This window comes from Methylobacterium adhaesivum, assembly GCF_022179065.1.
Classification (GTDB): domain Bacteria; phylum Pseudomonadota; class Alphaproteobacteria; order Rhizobiales; family Beijerinckiaceae; genus Methylobacterium; species Methylobacterium adhaesivum.
The window spans coordinates 23,753-39,950 of record NZ_BPQD01000028.1; the positions used below are offsets into that span (position 1 = coordinate 23,753).

Here is a 16,198-nt window from a genome sequence, read left to right on the forward strand (position 1 = left end):
GGATGGCATGATGACCGAAGACGATTGGAAGGCACACCAGCGCCATGTCGTGAAGGAAATGCAGGCGTTCACGGCGCCGTTCGTGACGCCCATTTCATACGAGAAGCCAGACGACGTTCCACGCCTGTCGGGAACGGGGTCTTTCGTCGAACTGTTCGAGCGGCGTTTCCTGCTCACCAATGAGCACGTCATCCTCGACCCGGCGACGAACAGCGAACTCCCTGACTTGGCTCACGGCCTCCACGGGACGGACAGCGTCATCCGCTGCGCGCATGGATCGCTTTCAGCTTCCTACCCAATCGACTGTGCCTTGTGCCCGGTCCCGGAAACTGCGTGGTCAGTCGACCATCGCGCAGCGGCGATCCAGGAGGCGTCGATCACGTGGGCCCATGCGACGGTGCCACGGGAAATCCTGTTCTTCCGCGGGTACGCGCAGGAGAATTCAAGCTTCCACTTCGAGAACCTGCTCAGCGCATCGACGTCCTATGCAACTCAGGCGATGGAGGCCCAACCCGAGGGCCTTGATGGACGCTACTTCATCGCCTTGCACCATTCCCCTGAGCACGCCGAGATGATCGGAGGCGCCGGCCACCTGCCCCTGCCGCCGGGCTTCAGCGGCTCCACGGTTTGGAACACCCGCTACGTCGAATGTCTTCGGGGCGGTCAGTCCTGGACACCTGCGGAGGCGCGCGTGACCGGCATCGTGTGTCGTTGGCGGACTGGCGACACCGGAATCGTCGTGCTGCGGATCGAATACCTCCGCAGCTGGGCACTCAACGCCCTAAGCGAGATGCACCGCCAGGGCCATCTCTGAAGCCTGCACGCTTCTGGGCATCGGCAGGCCGTCGTTCCTACTCGCCATCGCACACACCCTCGGAGCCGTACATTACGCCCCTCTGGCATCCGCATAACACCTCATGGGATGCCGTAGCGCCAACCCGAACCGACTGAGCGGCTCGCGTAGGCGCCCAGGCGAGTACCAGGAGCATCGCAGTGGACCAGCTTCGACCGCTTCCAACGCTCGCGGACTTCGAAAACGATGGCCGGCGCGTCCTCGTCCAGTTGATCGGCTTGTCGGCGTGGCGCTCGCTCGACCAGGCGCTCGCCTCGCTGACGGTCTTCGCGCATCCCGATGCGGTCGGCTCCGTAGGGACACGCGCGGTCTTCCGCACGATCCGAGGCGGCCCGAAGGGTGCGATCATCGGGGACGCGATGCTGGACGACAACGCGAGCCCGGCGACGGCCTTCGAGTGGGCCACGGGCTTCAAGCGCGGACCCGACCTGCAGTGCAACCATCTCTATGCGGCCGCACGGGACCCGGCGTCGTACAGCGACCTGCGCAACATCTGTTACACGCCCACCTTCATCGCCAAGCTGACGGACAGCAAGCGTGAGGATGTCCCCGAAGGCCATCTCTCCCACCTGCTACGCTTTCGGGCCTTCGAACTGTACGGCTACGCCGGCCCGCAGGGGGCGCCGCCTCCTCGTAAGCCTTCTGGATACGACGACCTGGTCTGGCCCGATCCCATCGGCGGAGGGGCGACGGCAGAGGTCGCCGCCTTCACCTTCCGCAGGAACATGGCACGGCGTCCGAAGGACCGCCTGGCGAAGGCGGCCCGGCTCGTCGGCTGGACTTTCTCGGATTACCGACCGGACGAGACGGTGGTCTATCTGGGCTCCTAGACGTCTCCGTCCTGCTGGCGGCCATCCGAGGTCGCACGATCCGCTCGACCCGTTCGCGCAGGAGGCCGACACTACCAACCCGAGGTCGGTCATGGCCCGTAGAGATGGGCGAAGGCAGGATCGCCCTTCACCAGCGGTGGGCGGTAGGGATGCCTGCCATCGCACTGCTGGACATCCTCCAGCGCCAAGCGCTCGGCGACACTGGGATGCAGCGTGGCGCCGTTCTTCGGCCGGGGGCGGTCCTGGACCGCCCAGTTCTTGCCTCGTGCCCATGCGCGAACACGCTCCGGCACGTACCAGGGGGCGATCCGCTCCTCGATGGTGTCGCGCATCCCCGCGACCTCACAATGCTGAACGCCGGCCGACGACGGGAACAGGTGCAGGCGTGGGATCTCCATGACCTCCTTGGGATGGCGCCAGTCCTTAACCGCCGGCATCCCGCCCACCTTCAGGCCATCCGGTATCCCTACCGCCTGTTCGAGCATCCATTTGAGTGCGATGTCGGACAGCCTTGATTCGGTCTCCTCGTAGCTGCCGCCGATGTCCGAGTGGTTCCCGGCGAACCACATCTGGATCAGCATCGGCGGTAGGCCAGGCTCCCGCGGCGGCGCCACGGCGGTCGGCCCCCACTTCACCCGTGCAAAATCCTCCCGACGCTCGTCGATGGCGATGGCGGCTCTGGCGTAGCCGACCTGGGCGCTGAGTAGCTTGTCGAAGTTCGCACCCTCCCATCGCGCCTCGTGGCTGCGGCTTTCGCCGGGGGTGGGATAGTCCGTGATCGTCTTCGTCCGGGCCAGCCTGAGCCGATACCGAACGACGTCATAGGCGATGGCCGATACGCCTACGGCGACCGCGACGAGGGCGGCGGCCATCGACCAGAACGGGACGTCGAAAGCGAGGTGGAGGAGGCCAGCCAAGGCCGCCGACGCGGTCGCGATGATCAGGGTCAACGGAACGCCGACGGCGGCGGCGACGATGGCCTGGATCACCGTTCGCTTGGCCCCCGAGACGCCCAGGGCGGCCACCGTGTCGAATGTGCCGATGAAGTAGGGTGCGACGTTGGCGAGATCCCCGCCGTCTTGGTGGACCGAGCCGTAGCGCGCGCGGAACCGGCGCGCCATCTCGCTGCGCTCGGCGTCGTAGTCCTCGCGGGGATGTCCGGCACCGTGTTCGAGGACGGTGTCGACGGCCTCGCGGGCGATGTCGCGGGTCATCTTGCGGAAGCGTAGGAGTTGGCCGCCGTCGGCTGCCCGGGTCGGCACGCCGCACAGCATCAGCAGGTTGGCCACGCAGCGGACCGTGTAGGCTCCGCGGCTGAACCCGAGGAGGAAGATCCGGTCCCCCTCCTCGTAGTGGTTGACGATGAAGGCGTAGCAGTCGGCGATGTTCGTGGTGATGCCGCGCCCCGACAGCGAGGCGGCCGTCTTCTGGATGAAACGGACGGGCGCGGTCATCGCGGACGCCCCGATATCCGTGCCGAGTCCCGGGTCGTAGAACGCGACCTGTTCCGTCGGGTCGATGGCATTCTCCGGCCCGGTCTTGCAGACGCGGTACATCTTGAAGATGTTGCTGAGCCGCTGTTCCGGCCTGGCGCCGCCGTCCTGACCGGTGCCGTCCGAGAAGACGACGATGTTCTTCGGCATGTCGTTACCGACCCTCCGGTCCGTTCCTACCCGACCGCATCCTTGCGTACCGTGCGACCGCCCTTCGCCCCGGGCTTGGCCTTCGGCCTCGCGCCCGGCGTTGCCTTGGCCCTCGGTGCCCGCTGCTTCGCTTTGGCGGCTGCAGCGGATCTGGACGCACGCGCCGGCTTTGCCCCGGGCGTCGCGACCTTCGATGCCCTCACCGCCCTGACGGCCCCCTTGATGCCCTCGGTCACGTCGGCGAAGGCGTGGTCCATCGTCCGCCAATCGCTCACGGTCCGCCCGTCGCGGGGAAGCACCTTGAGCTCGGACGCGCCCGTATCCTTCCACCCGCAAGGCCGCACAATGACCACCACGACCCGCATGGCGCCGTTGGCGCGCCGGCGCATGGCTCGATTGTATTCAAGCTGGCACCAGTGGCTGTGGATGTACTCGGGACTCATAAGCGCGACGAAGATGTCCGCCTCCCGCAGCTTACGGGATATCTCGGTGCCCAGCTTGTCGCCGGCTGCCATGTCGCCGTCGAACCAGGTCTCGACCTCGTCACGCTTCAACTGGGCTAGGTGGACCTGCAGCTTCGCCTGCTGGACCGCGTTCACGTGGCAGTAGGAGACGAAGATCCGGATCTTGGCCTTCTTGGCCTTGGTCGCTGGCCTGGGCGACTTGGAAGGGTCCGCGTTCCGGACGCGGGGCGCCGCCGCCTTGTCGGCAGGCGACTTGCCCTTGGCAGGCCGGGCCAGTGTTTTCGCAAGCATGCCAGCCCCCCGGAATTTGACGGCCAAGTCTAGGAACCAAATCGCTTGGGCTCGTTTTGTTCCCCTCAGTCCAGGCCCGCTCGCAGTGGGTGCGACGGACGCTTACGGCCATACGTCGGTCGGCAGAGGCTGATGGCTCCGGGTACGGACCTGCCTTCAGGAGAGCCGGCACGCCGCTGACTTGAGCGTCGTGCCTCGACGGGCGACGTGTCTGGCCGGAGCGATCAGATAAGTCCGGCCCTCTCCTCGGCCCAAATCAGCGTGATCGCGGACTTCACGACCTCCACCCGCAGGCCCGTTCGCTCGCGCAGGGTTTCCTCCAGACCCATAATGGCCGCCTTACCGAACTCGTAGGCGTGCAGCGTGAGCGACATCTGCCTGCTCCCGGCCGCATCCAGGACATCCTGGACGATCCGGCCAAGGTGCGTGACCGCGAAATCGGCACCGGCGTCGCGACCGTACAGCTTCAGGTCGCGGAACAGGTGATCGACCTGCGGGTGACGGCGGCTGTACGACATCGAGCCCTGAAAAGCCCTCTCGTAGGTCTGGTGAACCTTTGCCTTGATTTCCTCGGGTGCCATGATCGCTTGGTCTCCTGCGAATCCAGGATGCCGAGGTTAGCGGATCCCGTGGGATGCGGCCTGGACCTGGACATGGGGGAGACGTCCCGGTCCGGATGCGAAGCGCCCACATGCGAAAGGCGTCGCGGACCTCGAACCTACCTGGCAGGCGACGTCATCTCGAAGCGCATGCCGCCGGCATCGATGGTTTGGTTGAAAGAGCTCCTCGGGCCGCGCTCGATGGTCTGCTCGCACCTCTCTGCCGGGCCGGCCGCGCCGGGACGTTGGTGGCGCCTAGGAGCGGTCCCAAGACGGTATCGGGTAGCGCTAACCGATACCCGCTTGCAGCGACCGATACGGGTCTTGGATCATGGACGCAGGATACTTCGCGGGTGTTGGGCGACTCGTCAGCACGCTTTCCTACGGCGCGGAGGGCTGGCGGACACGGGCCAGGGATTTCCACAGCCTTAAAGTTCGGGGTCAAATCGGGGTCATATGCGTTTTCGGCAAAGAAAAAGCCGCTTGTTTGCCAGAGGCTTACAGCGGCTTGGGGTAGATGGCGGAGACGGAGGGATTCGAACCCTCGGTACCCCTTTCGGGGTACGCTCATTTAGCAAACGAGTGCCTTCAGCCGCTCGGCCACGTCTCCGCAGGCCGCCGATCTAGAATTTCGCGTCCGGGCGGTCAAGCCGAGATTCGGGATCGGCGTGAGAATCTGCGCGGCGGCGCTCGTAGTGCTTGGCCACGCGCAGGTGGCGCGAGATGGCGTAGTTCATGGCCGTGAGGAAGCCGTAGGTGCCGCGCACGAAGTGGCGGCGGCCGAGATAGGCCTTGAGGAAGTTGCCGGGCAGCTCGACGAACAGGCGCCACGTTGGGATCGCGACGCCGCGGGCGGCCAGATCATCGGCCTGCTGGTCGGAGTAGCGGTTGAGCTTGTCGAGTTGGTCGCCCAGGGACCGGACCGAGAAATGGTGGATCACGCCGCGCAGGCGGCCGACGGAGGCGTCGGGCGCGAGGTCGACACGGTCGTGGACCGGCGACGGCGAGTAGCGGCCGCGATCCTTGCGGTAGAGCCGCACGGGGGTCAGGCGATAGGCCCACGGGTGGGGGCGGCCTTCGCCGGGAAAGATCTCCGCGATAGCGATGCGATAGGCCGGATGCGCCGGCTCGCCCGCCGCGAAGGTGGCCCGGATGGCGTCGGCGAGATCGCCGGGCACCACCTCGTCGGCATCCACGTTGAGGAGCCAGACGTGCCGGCACTGGTCTTCCGCGAAGCGCTTCTGCGGGCCATAGCCCGGCCAGTCGTTGTGGATCACCCGCGCGCCGAGGGAAGCCGCGAGGGCCTGGGTGCCGTCGGTGGAGCCGGAATCCACCACCACGAGGTCGTCGGTGAGGTCCCGCACCGCCCGGATCGTCGCCCCGATGCGGTCGGCCTCGTTCTTGGCGATGATGAAGACGGAGAGGGGAAGGGCGGTCATCGCGGGGCCGGCATCGGGGCTGGGATCCTTGTGGGAGGTGCCTCGCTCTATCGGCCCCCCTCCCCCGCCACAACCTCATCCCTGCCCGAGGCGGCGGCGCTGGACCTTGCCGTTGGGCGTGCGCGGCAGGGCGTCGAGGAAGCGGATCTCGCGCGGGCACTTGTAGGCGGCCAGATGCTGCCCGCAGAAGGCCATGAGGGACGCTGGCTCGGGCGCCGTGCCGGGTTTGGCCACCACGAAGGCCGCGATCACGTTGAGGTCGGCGCGCACGGCGAGTTCGGCGACCCCGACCTCGGCGACGTCCGGGTGGCGGGCGAGGACCGCCTCGACCTCGCTCGGCGAGACGCGATAGCCGAGCGCGTTCATGAGGTCGTCGTTGCGGCCGTGGAACCAGAGGTAGCCGTCGGCATCGAAGCGGGCGAGGTCGCCGCCGGTGAACCACGCACCGCGGGTGACCGCGGCATCCTCGTCGGGCCGGTTCCAGTAGTCGAGCATGAGGCCGGGCTCGGAGCGGTGGACGGCGAGCAGGCCGACCTCCCCCGACGGCAGCGGCTCGGGCGGGCCCTCGGTTGGCAGGATCGCGACGCGGCGACCGGGCTGGGGCCGGCCGGGCGAGCCGGGCCGCACGGGGATGGTCGGGCCGCTCGAGACATAGGTCGAGATCTCGCTCATGCCGAGCGCCTCGTAGAGGGGCTTGCCCGTGGCGCTCTCCCAGGCGGCGAGAAGCTCGGCCGGCAACGCCTCGCCGGCCGTAACCCCGTGGCGGAGGCGGGAGAGATCGTGGGCGGCCATGTCGGCGTATTTGAGGATCTGGCGGTAGAGGCTGGGCACGGCGGCGAAGATCGTGGCGCCGTGCCGGGCAATGAGGGCCGGCCACAGGGCGGGGTCGCGCGGGCCGTCGTAGAGCACCGCCGTGGCGCCGCAGGCCCACGGATCGGTGACGCCGACGCCGAGCGTGTAGGTCCAGTTCAGGGTGCCGGCATGCAGCATCACGTCCGTCTCCGTGAGGCCGAGCCAATGGGCATGCATCGGCGCCCGGCCGCGCACGGAGCGGTGGGCGTGGCGCACGCCCTTGGGACGGCTCGTGGTGCCCGAGGTGTAGACGAGGATAGCCGGGTCTTCGGCCGCCGTATCGGCATAGGCGGTGAGCGGCGGCCCCGCCTTTAGGGCGGCGATGTCGGCGGGCCGCAGGACGATGCGGCCGGCGACGCCCTCCGGATCGAGGACGACATCGGCGCCGGCCACGATCACGGCGGCCCCGGAATCCGCCGCCAGGAACGCCGCCTCGGCCGGTGTGAGCTGGGGCGAGGCCGGCAGGGCGACGAGGCCGGCGGCCAGGGCCGCGAAATAGGTGAGGACGTAATCGGCCTCGTGGCCGAGGCGCACCATCACGCGTGCACCGGGTTCGAGGCCGAGGGCGAGGAGACCGGCCGCGATGGCCCGCACGGCCCGATCGGCCTCGGCGAAGGTCAGGATCGTGGCGGCGCCATCGGCGCCGGCCATGACGAGGGCGGCCTTGTCGGGCCGCAGGCGGGCATTCTCGGACAGGCAATGAGCGGCGGCATTGAAACGGTCGGACACGGGCTCAGGGCTCTCCCTCACGAATTTTTCGCGATGAGAGGGGAAAAGCCACGTGCGGCACAAGCCCCTTCAGGCGAATCCGAGACGCGCCCGCAGGACCTCCGGTGCGATCCCCTGCGCCCGCAGGTCCGCCAGACTCTGCGAGCCGCGCGATTTCGCGAGCTTGGCGCCCGCCGCGTCCAACAGGAGCGCGTGGTGGTGATAGCGCGGGGACCCGACGCCGAGGAGGGCCTGGAGCAGGACGTGCAGATCAGTGGCGGCGAGGAGGTCGGCGCCGCGCACCACGTGGGTGATCCCTTGGGCGGCGTCGTCGGTCACCACGGCGAGGTGATAGCTCGTCGGCACGTCGCGTCGGGCGATGACGGTGTCGCCCCAGCGGGCGGGATCGGCGGCAACGGTCCGTGCCGCGCCATCGGGGTCGAAGGCGGTGAAGCCGTGGGGGCCGGGGGCGGTGGCAAGGGCGCGGTCCATGGCGAGGCGCCAGGTATGGGGTTCGCTTCGGGCGAGGCGGCCGGCAATGGCCCCGTGCGACAGGTGACGACAGGTACCGGGGTAGAGCGGCGCCCCGTCGGGATCGCGCGGGATCGCGCCGTCGCCGGCGGCGGCCCCGGCCGCCGCGCCGACCTCGGCGCGCGAGCAGAAACACGGATAGGCGAGGCCCCGGGCCGCGAGACCGTCGAGGTTCGCCCGGTAGACGGCCATATGCTCGGATTGTCGGCGGGCCGGGCCGTCGAAGCGAAGCCCGAGCCAGGTGAGGTCGTCCCCAAGGGCCGCGACGAGATCGGGGCGCGAGCGACCCGGGTCGATATCCTCGATCCGCAGGAGGAGGCGCCCGCTCCAGCGCGCGGCGAGGCGGGCATTGAGCAGGGCGGAATAGGCGTGGCCGAGATGCAGGCGGCCGTTGGGACTGGGGGCGAACCGAAAGGTCGGCGCGGACACCGATCCCGCCCGGATCAGTCGCCGGTGCCGCGCAGGCACCGCATCGGACCCGGCACGCAGGCGATGCCGGGCAGGGAGCAGGCGGCGCCCTCCTCCCGGCGCTGGCACACGTGGCAACCGTCGCCCCACTCGGCACAGGCGAGGTCGGCACTCGGCGCCAAGGCGGCGGCGGGCCGGTGCGGGGCCGGGGCGAGGGTTCCGATCAGCACGGCGGCCAGGACGATCGCCGCGATGCCGCCGAGGACACGACGGTCGTTGCGGGCGGAAGCCGGATCCGGCGTCGGGGCGTCGAGGGGAGAAGGAGCGACCATGGCGCCCGTGTTCGCGTGCCGGCCGGCCCCTGTCAACGCGCGGCCGCGAACGCCGCGTCAGGCCGCGTCCGACCGCCGCTCGAGCAGCGCCGGCAGGGCGCGGAGGTTGAGGGGTTTGGGCAGGAAGCCGTCGAAGCCGGCGGCGCGCGCGGCCCGCTCGTCGTCGCGCCCGGCATTGGCGGTGAGCGCCACGAGGTTGAGCCGGTCTCCGCCCCGCGCCGCCTCCAGGGTGCGGATGCGCCGGGCGGTCTCAAGGCCGTCGAGACCAGGCATCCGGATGTCGATGAGCGCGAGGTCGAAGGCGCCGGTCTCGAACAGCGCCACCGCCTCCAGCCCGTCGCGAGCGGGCACCACCGTAGCGCCGAGGCGCTCCAGGGCCTTCGTCGCCAGTAGGGCGTTGATGGGGTTGTCCTCGGCGAGGAGAACGCGGGCGCCGGAGCGGGACACGGGCTCCGAGGACGAGGCGGCCGACGGCTCGGCGGGCGCGGCCGGGGGCTTCGTCGAGGCCCCGAGCCGGTCGAACAGGGAGCGGGCGCGGACGGGTTTGATGAGGTAGCCGTCGAAGCCCGCCGCTCCCGGGGACCCGAATTCCCGCCGGTCGAAGGGCGAGAGCAGGACGAGACTGCAGCGCACGCCGTGCCCCTCGGCGGCCCGGGCCAGGGTCCGTACGGCGGAATCGCCGAGCGACCTGTCGGCGATGACGGTATCGAAAGTGTGCGCCGCGAGGGCATCGAGGCCGGCCGCCTCGGTCGGGACCACCATCGCGCGAGCCCCCGCGTGGTCGAGGCGGCGGGCGAGGAACGGAGCCTGGAACGGGGATTTCGCGACGATGAGCACCCTGCGTCCGTCGAGGCGGACCGGCTCCGCCGACACGGCCGGTTCCCCCGCGGAGGCGCCCGCCAGGGGCAGGATCGCCGTGAACCGGCTGCCGTGCCCGACCGTCGAATCCGCTTCGATCCGCCCCTCCATTCGAGCGACGAGGCGGCGGGTGATGGCGAGGCCGAGGCCCGTCCCCTCGTGGCGCCGGCTCGCGCTGCCGTCGCCCTGCTCGAATTCCTCGAACAGAAGTGGGATCCGCTCGGACGGGATGCCCGGCCCGGTGTCGCGGACCGTGAGGGCGACCCCGTCGCCCGCCCGCGCGATCTCGATCCCGACGCCGCCGACTAGCGTGAACTTCACGGCGTTGCCCGCGAGGTTGACGAGGATCTGGCGCACGCGGTCGGCATCGCCGATCACCAGGGAAGGTAGATCCTCGGCGAGGTCGAGGGCGATCTCGATGCCCTTGTCCTGGGCGCGGGGGGCGAGGAGTTCGACCACGCCCTCGGCGAGGGCGGCCAGATCGAAGGGCGCGGCGGCAAGGTCGAGGCGGCCCGATTCGATGCGCGAGAAATCGAGGATGCCGTCGATGAGGGAGAGCAGGGCCTTGCCGGAGGTCCGCACCGCCTCGACGTAGGTGCGCTGCTCCGCGTCGAGGCCGGTGTCGAGGACGAGGTCGGCCATGCCGAGGATGCCGTTGAGCGGGGTCCGGAACTCGTGGCTGACGGTGGCGAGGAAGCGGGATTTGGCGACGTTGGCCGCCTCGGCACGGGTCAGCGCCTCGTCGAGCGAACGCGCCGCCTCGATCCGCCCGGTGATGTCCGAGCCCGCATGCAGCCACTGCCGCTCGCCGTCCGGGCCGGTGACGGGCATCTCGATGAAGGAGAACCAGCGCGGCGGCCCATTCGCGGGGGCGAGGCGCCGCTCGATCCGGCGTACCCCATCCGGCCCCTGCTCCACGGGGCCACGCTCCAGGCATGGGACCTCCGCGGTCGACCCGATGAGCGCGAAGGCCTCGGCACCGACGAGGCGCCCGAACCCGGCATTGGCGAAGGTGATCCGCCCCAGGGCGTCGCGCTGGACGATGAGTTCCGTCGTCGCCTCCACCAGGGCGCGGTAGCGCTCCTCGCTCTCGGCGATGCGCCGGATGCGGTCATGGAGGTGCTCGATCTCCGCCCCCTCCAGCACCGGCATTCCATCCCGACCGGGGGCGGGCCGCCGCAGGAGAACCACGAGGGCGACGGCCACGGCCAGGACGGCGAGGATGAGCACGAGGGCCTGGCTGGTCATGCGTCTCTCCCCGACGCGACGGAACCGTTCCCTCCGCGACGTGGGCGGACGATGTCAGCCGGGATTGAACACCGGCTTTCGAAAGGCGCTTAAGCATTCCTTGACGGACTGCGTCGGATCGGAAGACAGACGAAGCGATGGGCCGAATGCCGCCCGTGCTTCACGGGCCGGCCCCGATGGTGTAGGCGCGACGGCTCAATCCGAAAGCCCGCGATCCGGGCCGGCCGCGAGAGCGCAAGCGCCCATGACCGTATCGAGCACCGTCACCGCCCCTTCCCGCATCGCCGCGACCTTCGCCCGGTGCCGGGCGGAAGGACGCGCGGCCCTCGTCACCTACGTGATGGCGGGCGACCCGGATTCGGAAACCTCCCTGAAGGTGCTGGAAGCCCTGCCGGCCTCCGGCGCCGACATCGTCGAGTTCGGCCTGCCCTTCACGGATCCCATGGCCGACGGCCCGGCGATCCAGGCGGCCGGGCTGCGGGCGCTCAAGGGCGGCCAGGGCGTGGCGAAGACCCTCGACCTCGTCCGCCGGTTCCGGGAGGGCAATGCCGAGACCCCGGTGATCCTGATGGGGTACTACAATCCGATCCACACCTACGGCGTCGCGCGCTTCCTCGACGACGCCGTGGCGGCGGGGATCGACGGTCTCATCGTGGTCGACCTCCCCCCGGAGGAGGACGACGAGTTGTGCCTGCCGGCTCTCGCCAAAGGCCTCGCCTTCATCCGCCTCGCGACCCCGACCACCGACGAGAAGCGCCTGCCCGCCGTCCTCGCGAACACCGCCGGTTTCGTCTATTACGTGTCGATCACCGGGGTCACCGGAACGGCGACGCCGGATTTCGATAAGGTGGCCGACGCCGTCGGGCGCATCCGGCGCCACACCGACCTGCCCGTCGTCGTCGGCTTCGGGGTGCGGACGGGGGCGGACGCCGCTGCCATCGCCCGGGGCGCCGATGGCGTCGTGGTCGGTTCGGCCCTCATCGACGCCCTGCGGGGGAGCCTCGATGCCGAAGGCAGAGCGCAGGCCGGAACCGTGGAGGCCGTGAGCACCCTGGTGCGCGACCTCGCCGCGGGCGTGCGCCGAGCGGTCAAAGCCTGACTCGGTTCCCAGATCTCTTGAGGACGGCATCACGATGATGGTTGAGCCGATGAACTGGATCTCGGAGGTCGTGCGCCCCAAGATCAAGACCCTGTTCAAGCGCGAGACCCCGGAGAACCTCTGGGTCAAGTGCCCCGACACCGGACAGATGGTGTTCCACAAGGAGGTGGAGAGCAACCATTGGGTCATTCCCGGCTCCGAGCACCATCTCAAGATGAGTGCCCGGGCGCGCCTCAAGATGATGTTCGACGAGGGCACGTGGATCGACGTCCCCCTGCCGGAGGTCGCCGCCGACCCGCTCAAGTTCCGCGATGAGAAGCGCTACGCCGACCGCCTCAAGGACGCCCGCGCCAAGACCGGCATGCCCGATGCGTTCAAGATCGGTTTCGGTCGCGTCGGCGGCCTGCCCATGACCCTCGCGGCCCAGGACTTCGCCTTCATGGCCGGGTCGCTGGGCATGGCGGCGGGCGAGGCCTTCGTGCGTGGCGCCGAGACGGCGCTGGACAAGCGCACGCCCTACATCCTGTTCTCGGCGTCGGGCGGCGCGCGCATGCAGGAGGGCATCCTCTCGCTCATGCAGATGCCCCGCACCACCGTGGCGATCCGTCGGCTGAAAGCCGCACGGTTGCCATACATCGTGGTGCTGACCAATCCGACCACGGGCGGCGTCACCGCCTCCTACGCCATGTTGGGTGACGTCCACCTCGCAGAGCCCGGAGCGCTGATCTGCTTTGCCGGCCCGCGCGTGATCGAGCAGACCATTCGCGAAAAACTTCCCGACGGGTTCCAGCGCTCGGAATACCTGTTCGAACACGGGATGATCGATCAGGTCGTCCACCGGCACGCCCTCAAGGAGACCATCACCCGCCTGTGCGGCCTCCTCATGAACCAGGACACGCCCACCCCGCCCCGCCCGGCCCCTGTGGCCGAACCGGCCTGAGACTCGCCGACGTGACGCCCATGGATTCCTCCGACGCGCTCATGGCGCGCTTCCTCGCCCTGCATCCGCGCACGATCGACCTGTCGCTCGGTCGCATCGAGCGCCTGCTCGAACGCCTTGGCCATCCGGAGCGCAGGCTTCCGCCGGTGATTCACGTCGCCGGCACCAACGGCAAGGGCTCGACCATCGCGTTCATGAGGGCGATCCTGGAGGCCGGGGGCTTGGCCGCTCACGTCTACACCTCACCCCACCTCGTGCGCTTCCACGAGCGCATCCGCATCGGGGCTGTGGGCGGCGGGCAGTACGTGCCGGAGGAGCAGCTGGCCGACGCCCTGGCCCGCTGCGAGGCCGCCAATGCAGGCGAGCCGATCACCGTGTTCGAGATCACCACGGCTGCGGCCTTCCTGCTGTTCTCCGAATCCCCCGCCGACGTGCTTCTCCTCGAGGTCGGCCTCGGCGGGCGGGTGGACGCCACCAACGTCATCGATCGGGTGGCCTGCGCCGTGGTCACCCCGATCGGGCGCGACCACGCGGAGTATCTCGGCGATACCGTCGAGGCCGTCGCCACCGAGAAGGCCGGCATCTTCAAGGCCGGCTGCCCGGCGGTCATCGCCGCGCAGGACTACGCGGAGGCCGATTCGGTCCTGTGCCGCATCGCGGATTCCATCGGCGCCAATCCGATCCGCGTCGGGAACCAGGATTTCGCCGTCCATGCCGAGCGGGGGCGCCTCGTCTTCCAGGACGAGATCGACCTGTTCGACCTGCCGCGCCCCCGCCTCAACGGGCGCCACCAGCTCACCAACGCGGGTACGGCCATCGCGGCCCTGAGGGCGGCGGGTTTCGGCGATATCGGGACCGCGGCCATCGAGGCGGGGCTCGCCTCCGTCGATTGGCCCGGCCGCCTGCAGCGACTCAACCGGGGCCGCCTGTCGGAGCTCGTGCCGGCCGGCGCGGAACTCTGGCTCGACGGCGGACACAACGTCGATGGCGGCCGCATCCTCGCCGCCGCCATGGCGGACCTGGGGGAACGCAGCGACGTGCCGCTCGTCCTCATCGTGGGACTGCTTGGCACGAAGGATGCTGAGGGCTTCCTGCGCAACTTCGTCGGTCTCGCCCGCACCCTCATCGCCGTGCCCATCGCCGGCCAGATGGCGGCGCGTCCGGCCGAGGAGGTGGCACAGATCGCCCTCGAAGTCGGTTTGGAGGCGCGCGTGGCATCGAGCGTCGAGGCCGCCCTCGAGGGTCTGTGCACGGCGAGTTTCGCCCAGCCGCCCCGCATCCTTATCTGCGGCTCGCTCTACCTTGCCGGCGCGGTCCTCACGGCCAACGGAACGCCGCCAACCTGAGATTACCCCCCGGGATGCCAGCGCATCGCCACGACCAGTGTGACCCCGACGCTACATCTTGGCTGTGGAAACTCGGGTAGCTTGCCCAGCGATCGGGCAACTCGCTGGGGATCAACAATGAAAAAGCTTCTCACGTCTTTCGCAGCCTTCACGGCTCTCACGGCCGCCGCTTCGGCCGCCGACCTTCCGCGCCGCGCCGCGCCGCCGGTTTTCGTGCCGGTGCCGGTGTTCACCTGGACGGGCTTCTACGCCGGTTTCAACGCCGGTTACGCCTTCGACGCCAGCAGCTTCGACGGCACCACGGCGGTTGTCGCCAGCGGCGCTTCGGGCATCTTCCGCAACCCCGGCCTCGTCGGCGGCAACGGCGCTGCGATCTTCTCCGACCGTAGCTCGCAGGAAGGTTTCACGGGCGGTGGCCAGATCGGCTACAACTACCAGTTCACCCCGGGCTCCGGCGTCGTGGTCGGTATCGAAGCCGACGCGCAGTACGTCGATTTCGGCCGCAACCGTGGTCGTAATGCCACCTTCATCGGCACCCCGAACCCGGACCTGACGTTCATCAACCCGAACGGCCTGTCCAGCCTCGACTTCTTCGGCACCGTGCGCGGCCGCATCGGTTACGCCTTCGACCGCGTCCTGTTCTACGGCACCGGCGGCTTCGCCTACGGCTCGGGCAGCGCCGATCGTTCGTTCGGTGGCTTCCGCGGCAACGACAGCTTCCGCACCGGCTACGCCGCCGGCGGTGGCATCGAGTACGCGCTGCCGACCGACTCGTTCCTGAACTTCTTCCGCTCTTCGGCCGTCACGCTGAAGATCGAAGGTCTGTACGTGAACCTCGACCGGACCGCAGCCAGCGACGTGTTCGCCGTCTCGAACAGCACCGGCCTGCAGTTCCGCACCAACACCTCCTACGCCTCCACCACCATCGGCAACACCCGTGGCCGCGACACCGAGTTCGCTGTCATCCGCGCCGGCCTGAACTACAAGTTCGGCTCGTACTAAGCCGATACGTTTCCGCATCACGGAAGCTGAGAAGCCCGGCCGAAAGGCCGGGCTTCCTTCGTTCGGGGATGGCGAAAAGAAAGGCCCGGTGCTCATGCACCGGGCCTTTTTGCGGACCTTTCTCCATCGGCCTATTCTAGATCGGAGTGGGCATGGTTCACCCGCCGCGCGCAGCTCCGGGCAAACTCCGATGCGACCCCAGAGGTCTGAAAGCGATCGCGCGAGACCCTATGGCGTTGAAGCGATATCGGTCCGTGCGCCTCTGGGCACACGGACTCATCGCTGCAGGATGGCGAGGGACGGTACGAAACAGCATCCGTCGACCATCTTCCACGACGTGTCCGCTAAGAGACAGGCCTACAGCCCGGAACGCCGAGCAGGGCGATCAACACGCCGAGACTCAAGAACCAATCCCTTCACAAGGGTCAGCCTTGGCGACCAATCGGTCAGGCGTACTCGCGCAGGGCGATGGCCTCGGGCAACATGCCGAACCGATCGGCCAGATGCCAACGGAGTTCGCGGGCCGAATGATAATTGTAGGAGGAATCGATGAGATGGCTCAGGTCGGTCGTCTGGGTACCGCGTGGCGCGGCCTGCCTAAGACGATCCACCCGGAAGGTCGCCGCATCAGTAACGGGCGAACGGACGCCGCGGCGTCGGGTGTATTCGAACAACATATGTTTTCTTGTGTACTTTCAGATTTCGTGATGTGCGGGACCCGTGCCGGGTCCGTAAGCGTCGCTTGAGGTTGCAAA

At 68.9% G+C, this 16,198-nt stretch carries 15 protein-coding genes and 1 tRNA gene; 6 read left to right on the top strand and 10 right to left on the bottom strand.

From position 1 onward, the window contains the following. The first annotated feature begins 7 nt into the window (after positions 1-7). Together MFF01_RS17630 and MFF01_RS17635 are read left to right on the top strand one after the other, a co-directional pair. On the top strand, positions 8-814 hold the full coding sequence (locus MFF01_RS17630) for a hypothetical protein (RefSeq protein WP_238227421.1): 807 nt from the start codon (positions 8-10) through the stop codon (positions 812-814). A 179-nt stretch (positions 815-993) separates the two neighbouring features. After that, positions 994-1,683, top strand: coding sequence for a hypothetical protein (locus MFF01_RS17635; RefSeq protein WP_238227423.1), 690 nt, complete (start codon positions 994-996; stop codon positions 1,681-1,683). 89 nt (positions 1,684-1,772) lie between these two features. Here MFF01_RS17635 and MFF01_RS17640 read toward each other — a convergent pair whose 3' ends face one another. The 9 genes from MFF01_RS17640 to MFF01_RS17680 all read right to left on the bottom strand — a co-directional run bounded on the left by MFF01_RS17640 (position 1,773) and on the right by MFF01_RS17680 (position 11,056). Next, a complete protein-coding gene (locus MFF01_RS17640; protein WP_238227425.1) occupies positions 1,773-3,326 on the bottom strand; it encodes a T6SS phospholipase effector Tle1-like catalytic domain-containing protein in 1,554 nt (517 codons plus the stop codon). A 26-nt stretch (positions 3,327-3,352) separates the two neighbouring features. Then, entirely contained in the window at positions 3,353-4,108 is a 756-nt protein-coding gene (locus tag MFF01_RS17645) for a toll/interleukin-1 receptor domain-containing protein (RefSeq protein WP_238227426.1), read from the bottom strand. Between the two features lie 197 nt (positions 4,109-4,305). Continuing rightward, the gene (locus tag MFF01_RS17650; protein ID WP_238227428.1) at positions 4,306-4,662 is read right to left on the bottom strand and encodes a hypothetical protein; all 357 of its coding nucleotides are present in this window, start codon (positions 4,660-4,662) and stop codon (positions 4,306-4,308) included. A gap of 536 nt (positions 4,663-5,198) precedes the next feature. Next, a tRNA-Ser gene (locus MFF01_RS17655) sits at positions 5,199-5,290 on the bottom strand. A gap of 13 nt (positions 5,291-5,303) precedes the next feature. Continuing rightward, positions 5,304-6,119, bottom strand: coding sequence for a glycosyltransferase family 2 protein (locus tag MFF01_RS17660; RefSeq protein ID WP_238227431.1), 816 nt, complete (start codon positions 6,117-6,119; stop codon positions 5,304-5,306). 75 nt (positions 6,120-6,194) lie between these two features. Further along, the gene (locus MFF01_RS17665) at positions 6,195-7,700 is read right to left on the bottom strand and encodes an acetate--CoA ligase (RefSeq protein WP_238227432.1); all 1,506 of its coding nucleotides are present in this window, start codon (positions 7,698-7,700) and stop codon (positions 6,195-6,197) included. Positions 7,701-7,769: 69 nt separating this feature from the next. Beyond that, positions 7,770-8,639, bottom strand: coding sequence for a tRNA glutamyl-Q(34) synthetase GluQRS (gene gluQRS, locus MFF01_RS17670; protein WP_238227433.1), 870 nt, complete (start codon positions 8,637-8,639; stop codon positions 7,770-7,772). A gap of 14 nt (positions 8,640-8,653) precedes the next feature. Next, positions 8,654-8,950: a hypothetical protein gene (locus MFF01_RS17675; protein ID WP_238227434.1), complete on the bottom strand. Its 297-nt coding sequence runs from the start codon at positions 8,948-8,950 to the stop codon at positions 8,654-8,656. A 57-nt stretch (positions 8,951-9,007) separates the two neighbouring features. Beyond that, positions 9,008-11,056 carry an ATP-binding protein gene (locus MFF01_RS17680; RefSeq protein WP_238227435.1) on the bottom strand — a complete coding sequence of 683 codons (2,049 nt, stop codon included), beginning with the start codon at positions 11,054-11,056 and terminating at the stop codon, positions 9,008-9,010. A gap of 244 nt (positions 11,057-11,300) precedes the next feature. Here MFF01_RS17680 and trpA point away from each other — a divergent pair, with 244 nt between their 5' ends. The 4 genes from trpA to MFF01_RS17700 all read left to right on the top strand — a co-directional run bounded on the left by trpA (position 11,301) and on the right by MFF01_RS17700 (position 15,443). After that, the gene (trpA, locus tag MFF01_RS17685) at positions 11,301-12,155 is read left to right on the top strand and encodes a tryptophan synthase subunit alpha (protein ID WP_238227436.1); all 855 of its coding nucleotides are present in this window, start codon (positions 11,301-11,303) and stop codon (positions 12,153-12,155) included. 37 nt (positions 12,156-12,192) lie between these two features. Beyond that, positions 12,193-13,095, top strand: a complete 903-nt coding sequence (gene accD, locus MFF01_RS17690; protein ID WP_238227510.1) for an acetyl-CoA carboxylase, carboxyltransferase subunit beta — start codon at positions 12,193-12,195, stop codon at positions 13,093-13,095. Positions 13,096-13,115: 20 nt separating this feature from the next. Beyond that, complete coding sequence (locus MFF01_RS17695) at positions 13,116-14,441, top strand: bifunctional folylpolyglutamate synthase/dihydrofolate synthase (RefSeq protein WP_238227437.1); 1,326 nt, start codon at positions 13,116-13,118, stop codon at positions 14,439-14,441. A gap of 117 nt (positions 14,442-14,558) precedes the next feature. Continuing rightward, positions 14,559-15,443: an outer membrane protein gene (locus MFF01_RS17700; protein ID WP_238227438.1), complete on the top strand. Its 885-nt coding sequence runs from the start codon at positions 14,559-14,561 to the stop codon at positions 15,441-15,443. A gap of 446 nt (positions 15,444-15,889) precedes the next feature. Here MFF01_RS17700 and MFF01_RS17705 read toward each other — a convergent pair whose 3' ends face one another. Then, positions 15,890-16,120 carry an AsnC family transcriptional regulator gene (locus MFF01_RS17705; protein ID WP_238227440.1) on the bottom strand — a complete coding sequence of 77 codons (231 nt, stop codon included), beginning with the start codon at positions 16,118-16,120 and terminating at the stop codon, positions 15,890-15,892. Positions 16,121-16,198: the final 78 nt, after the last annotated feature.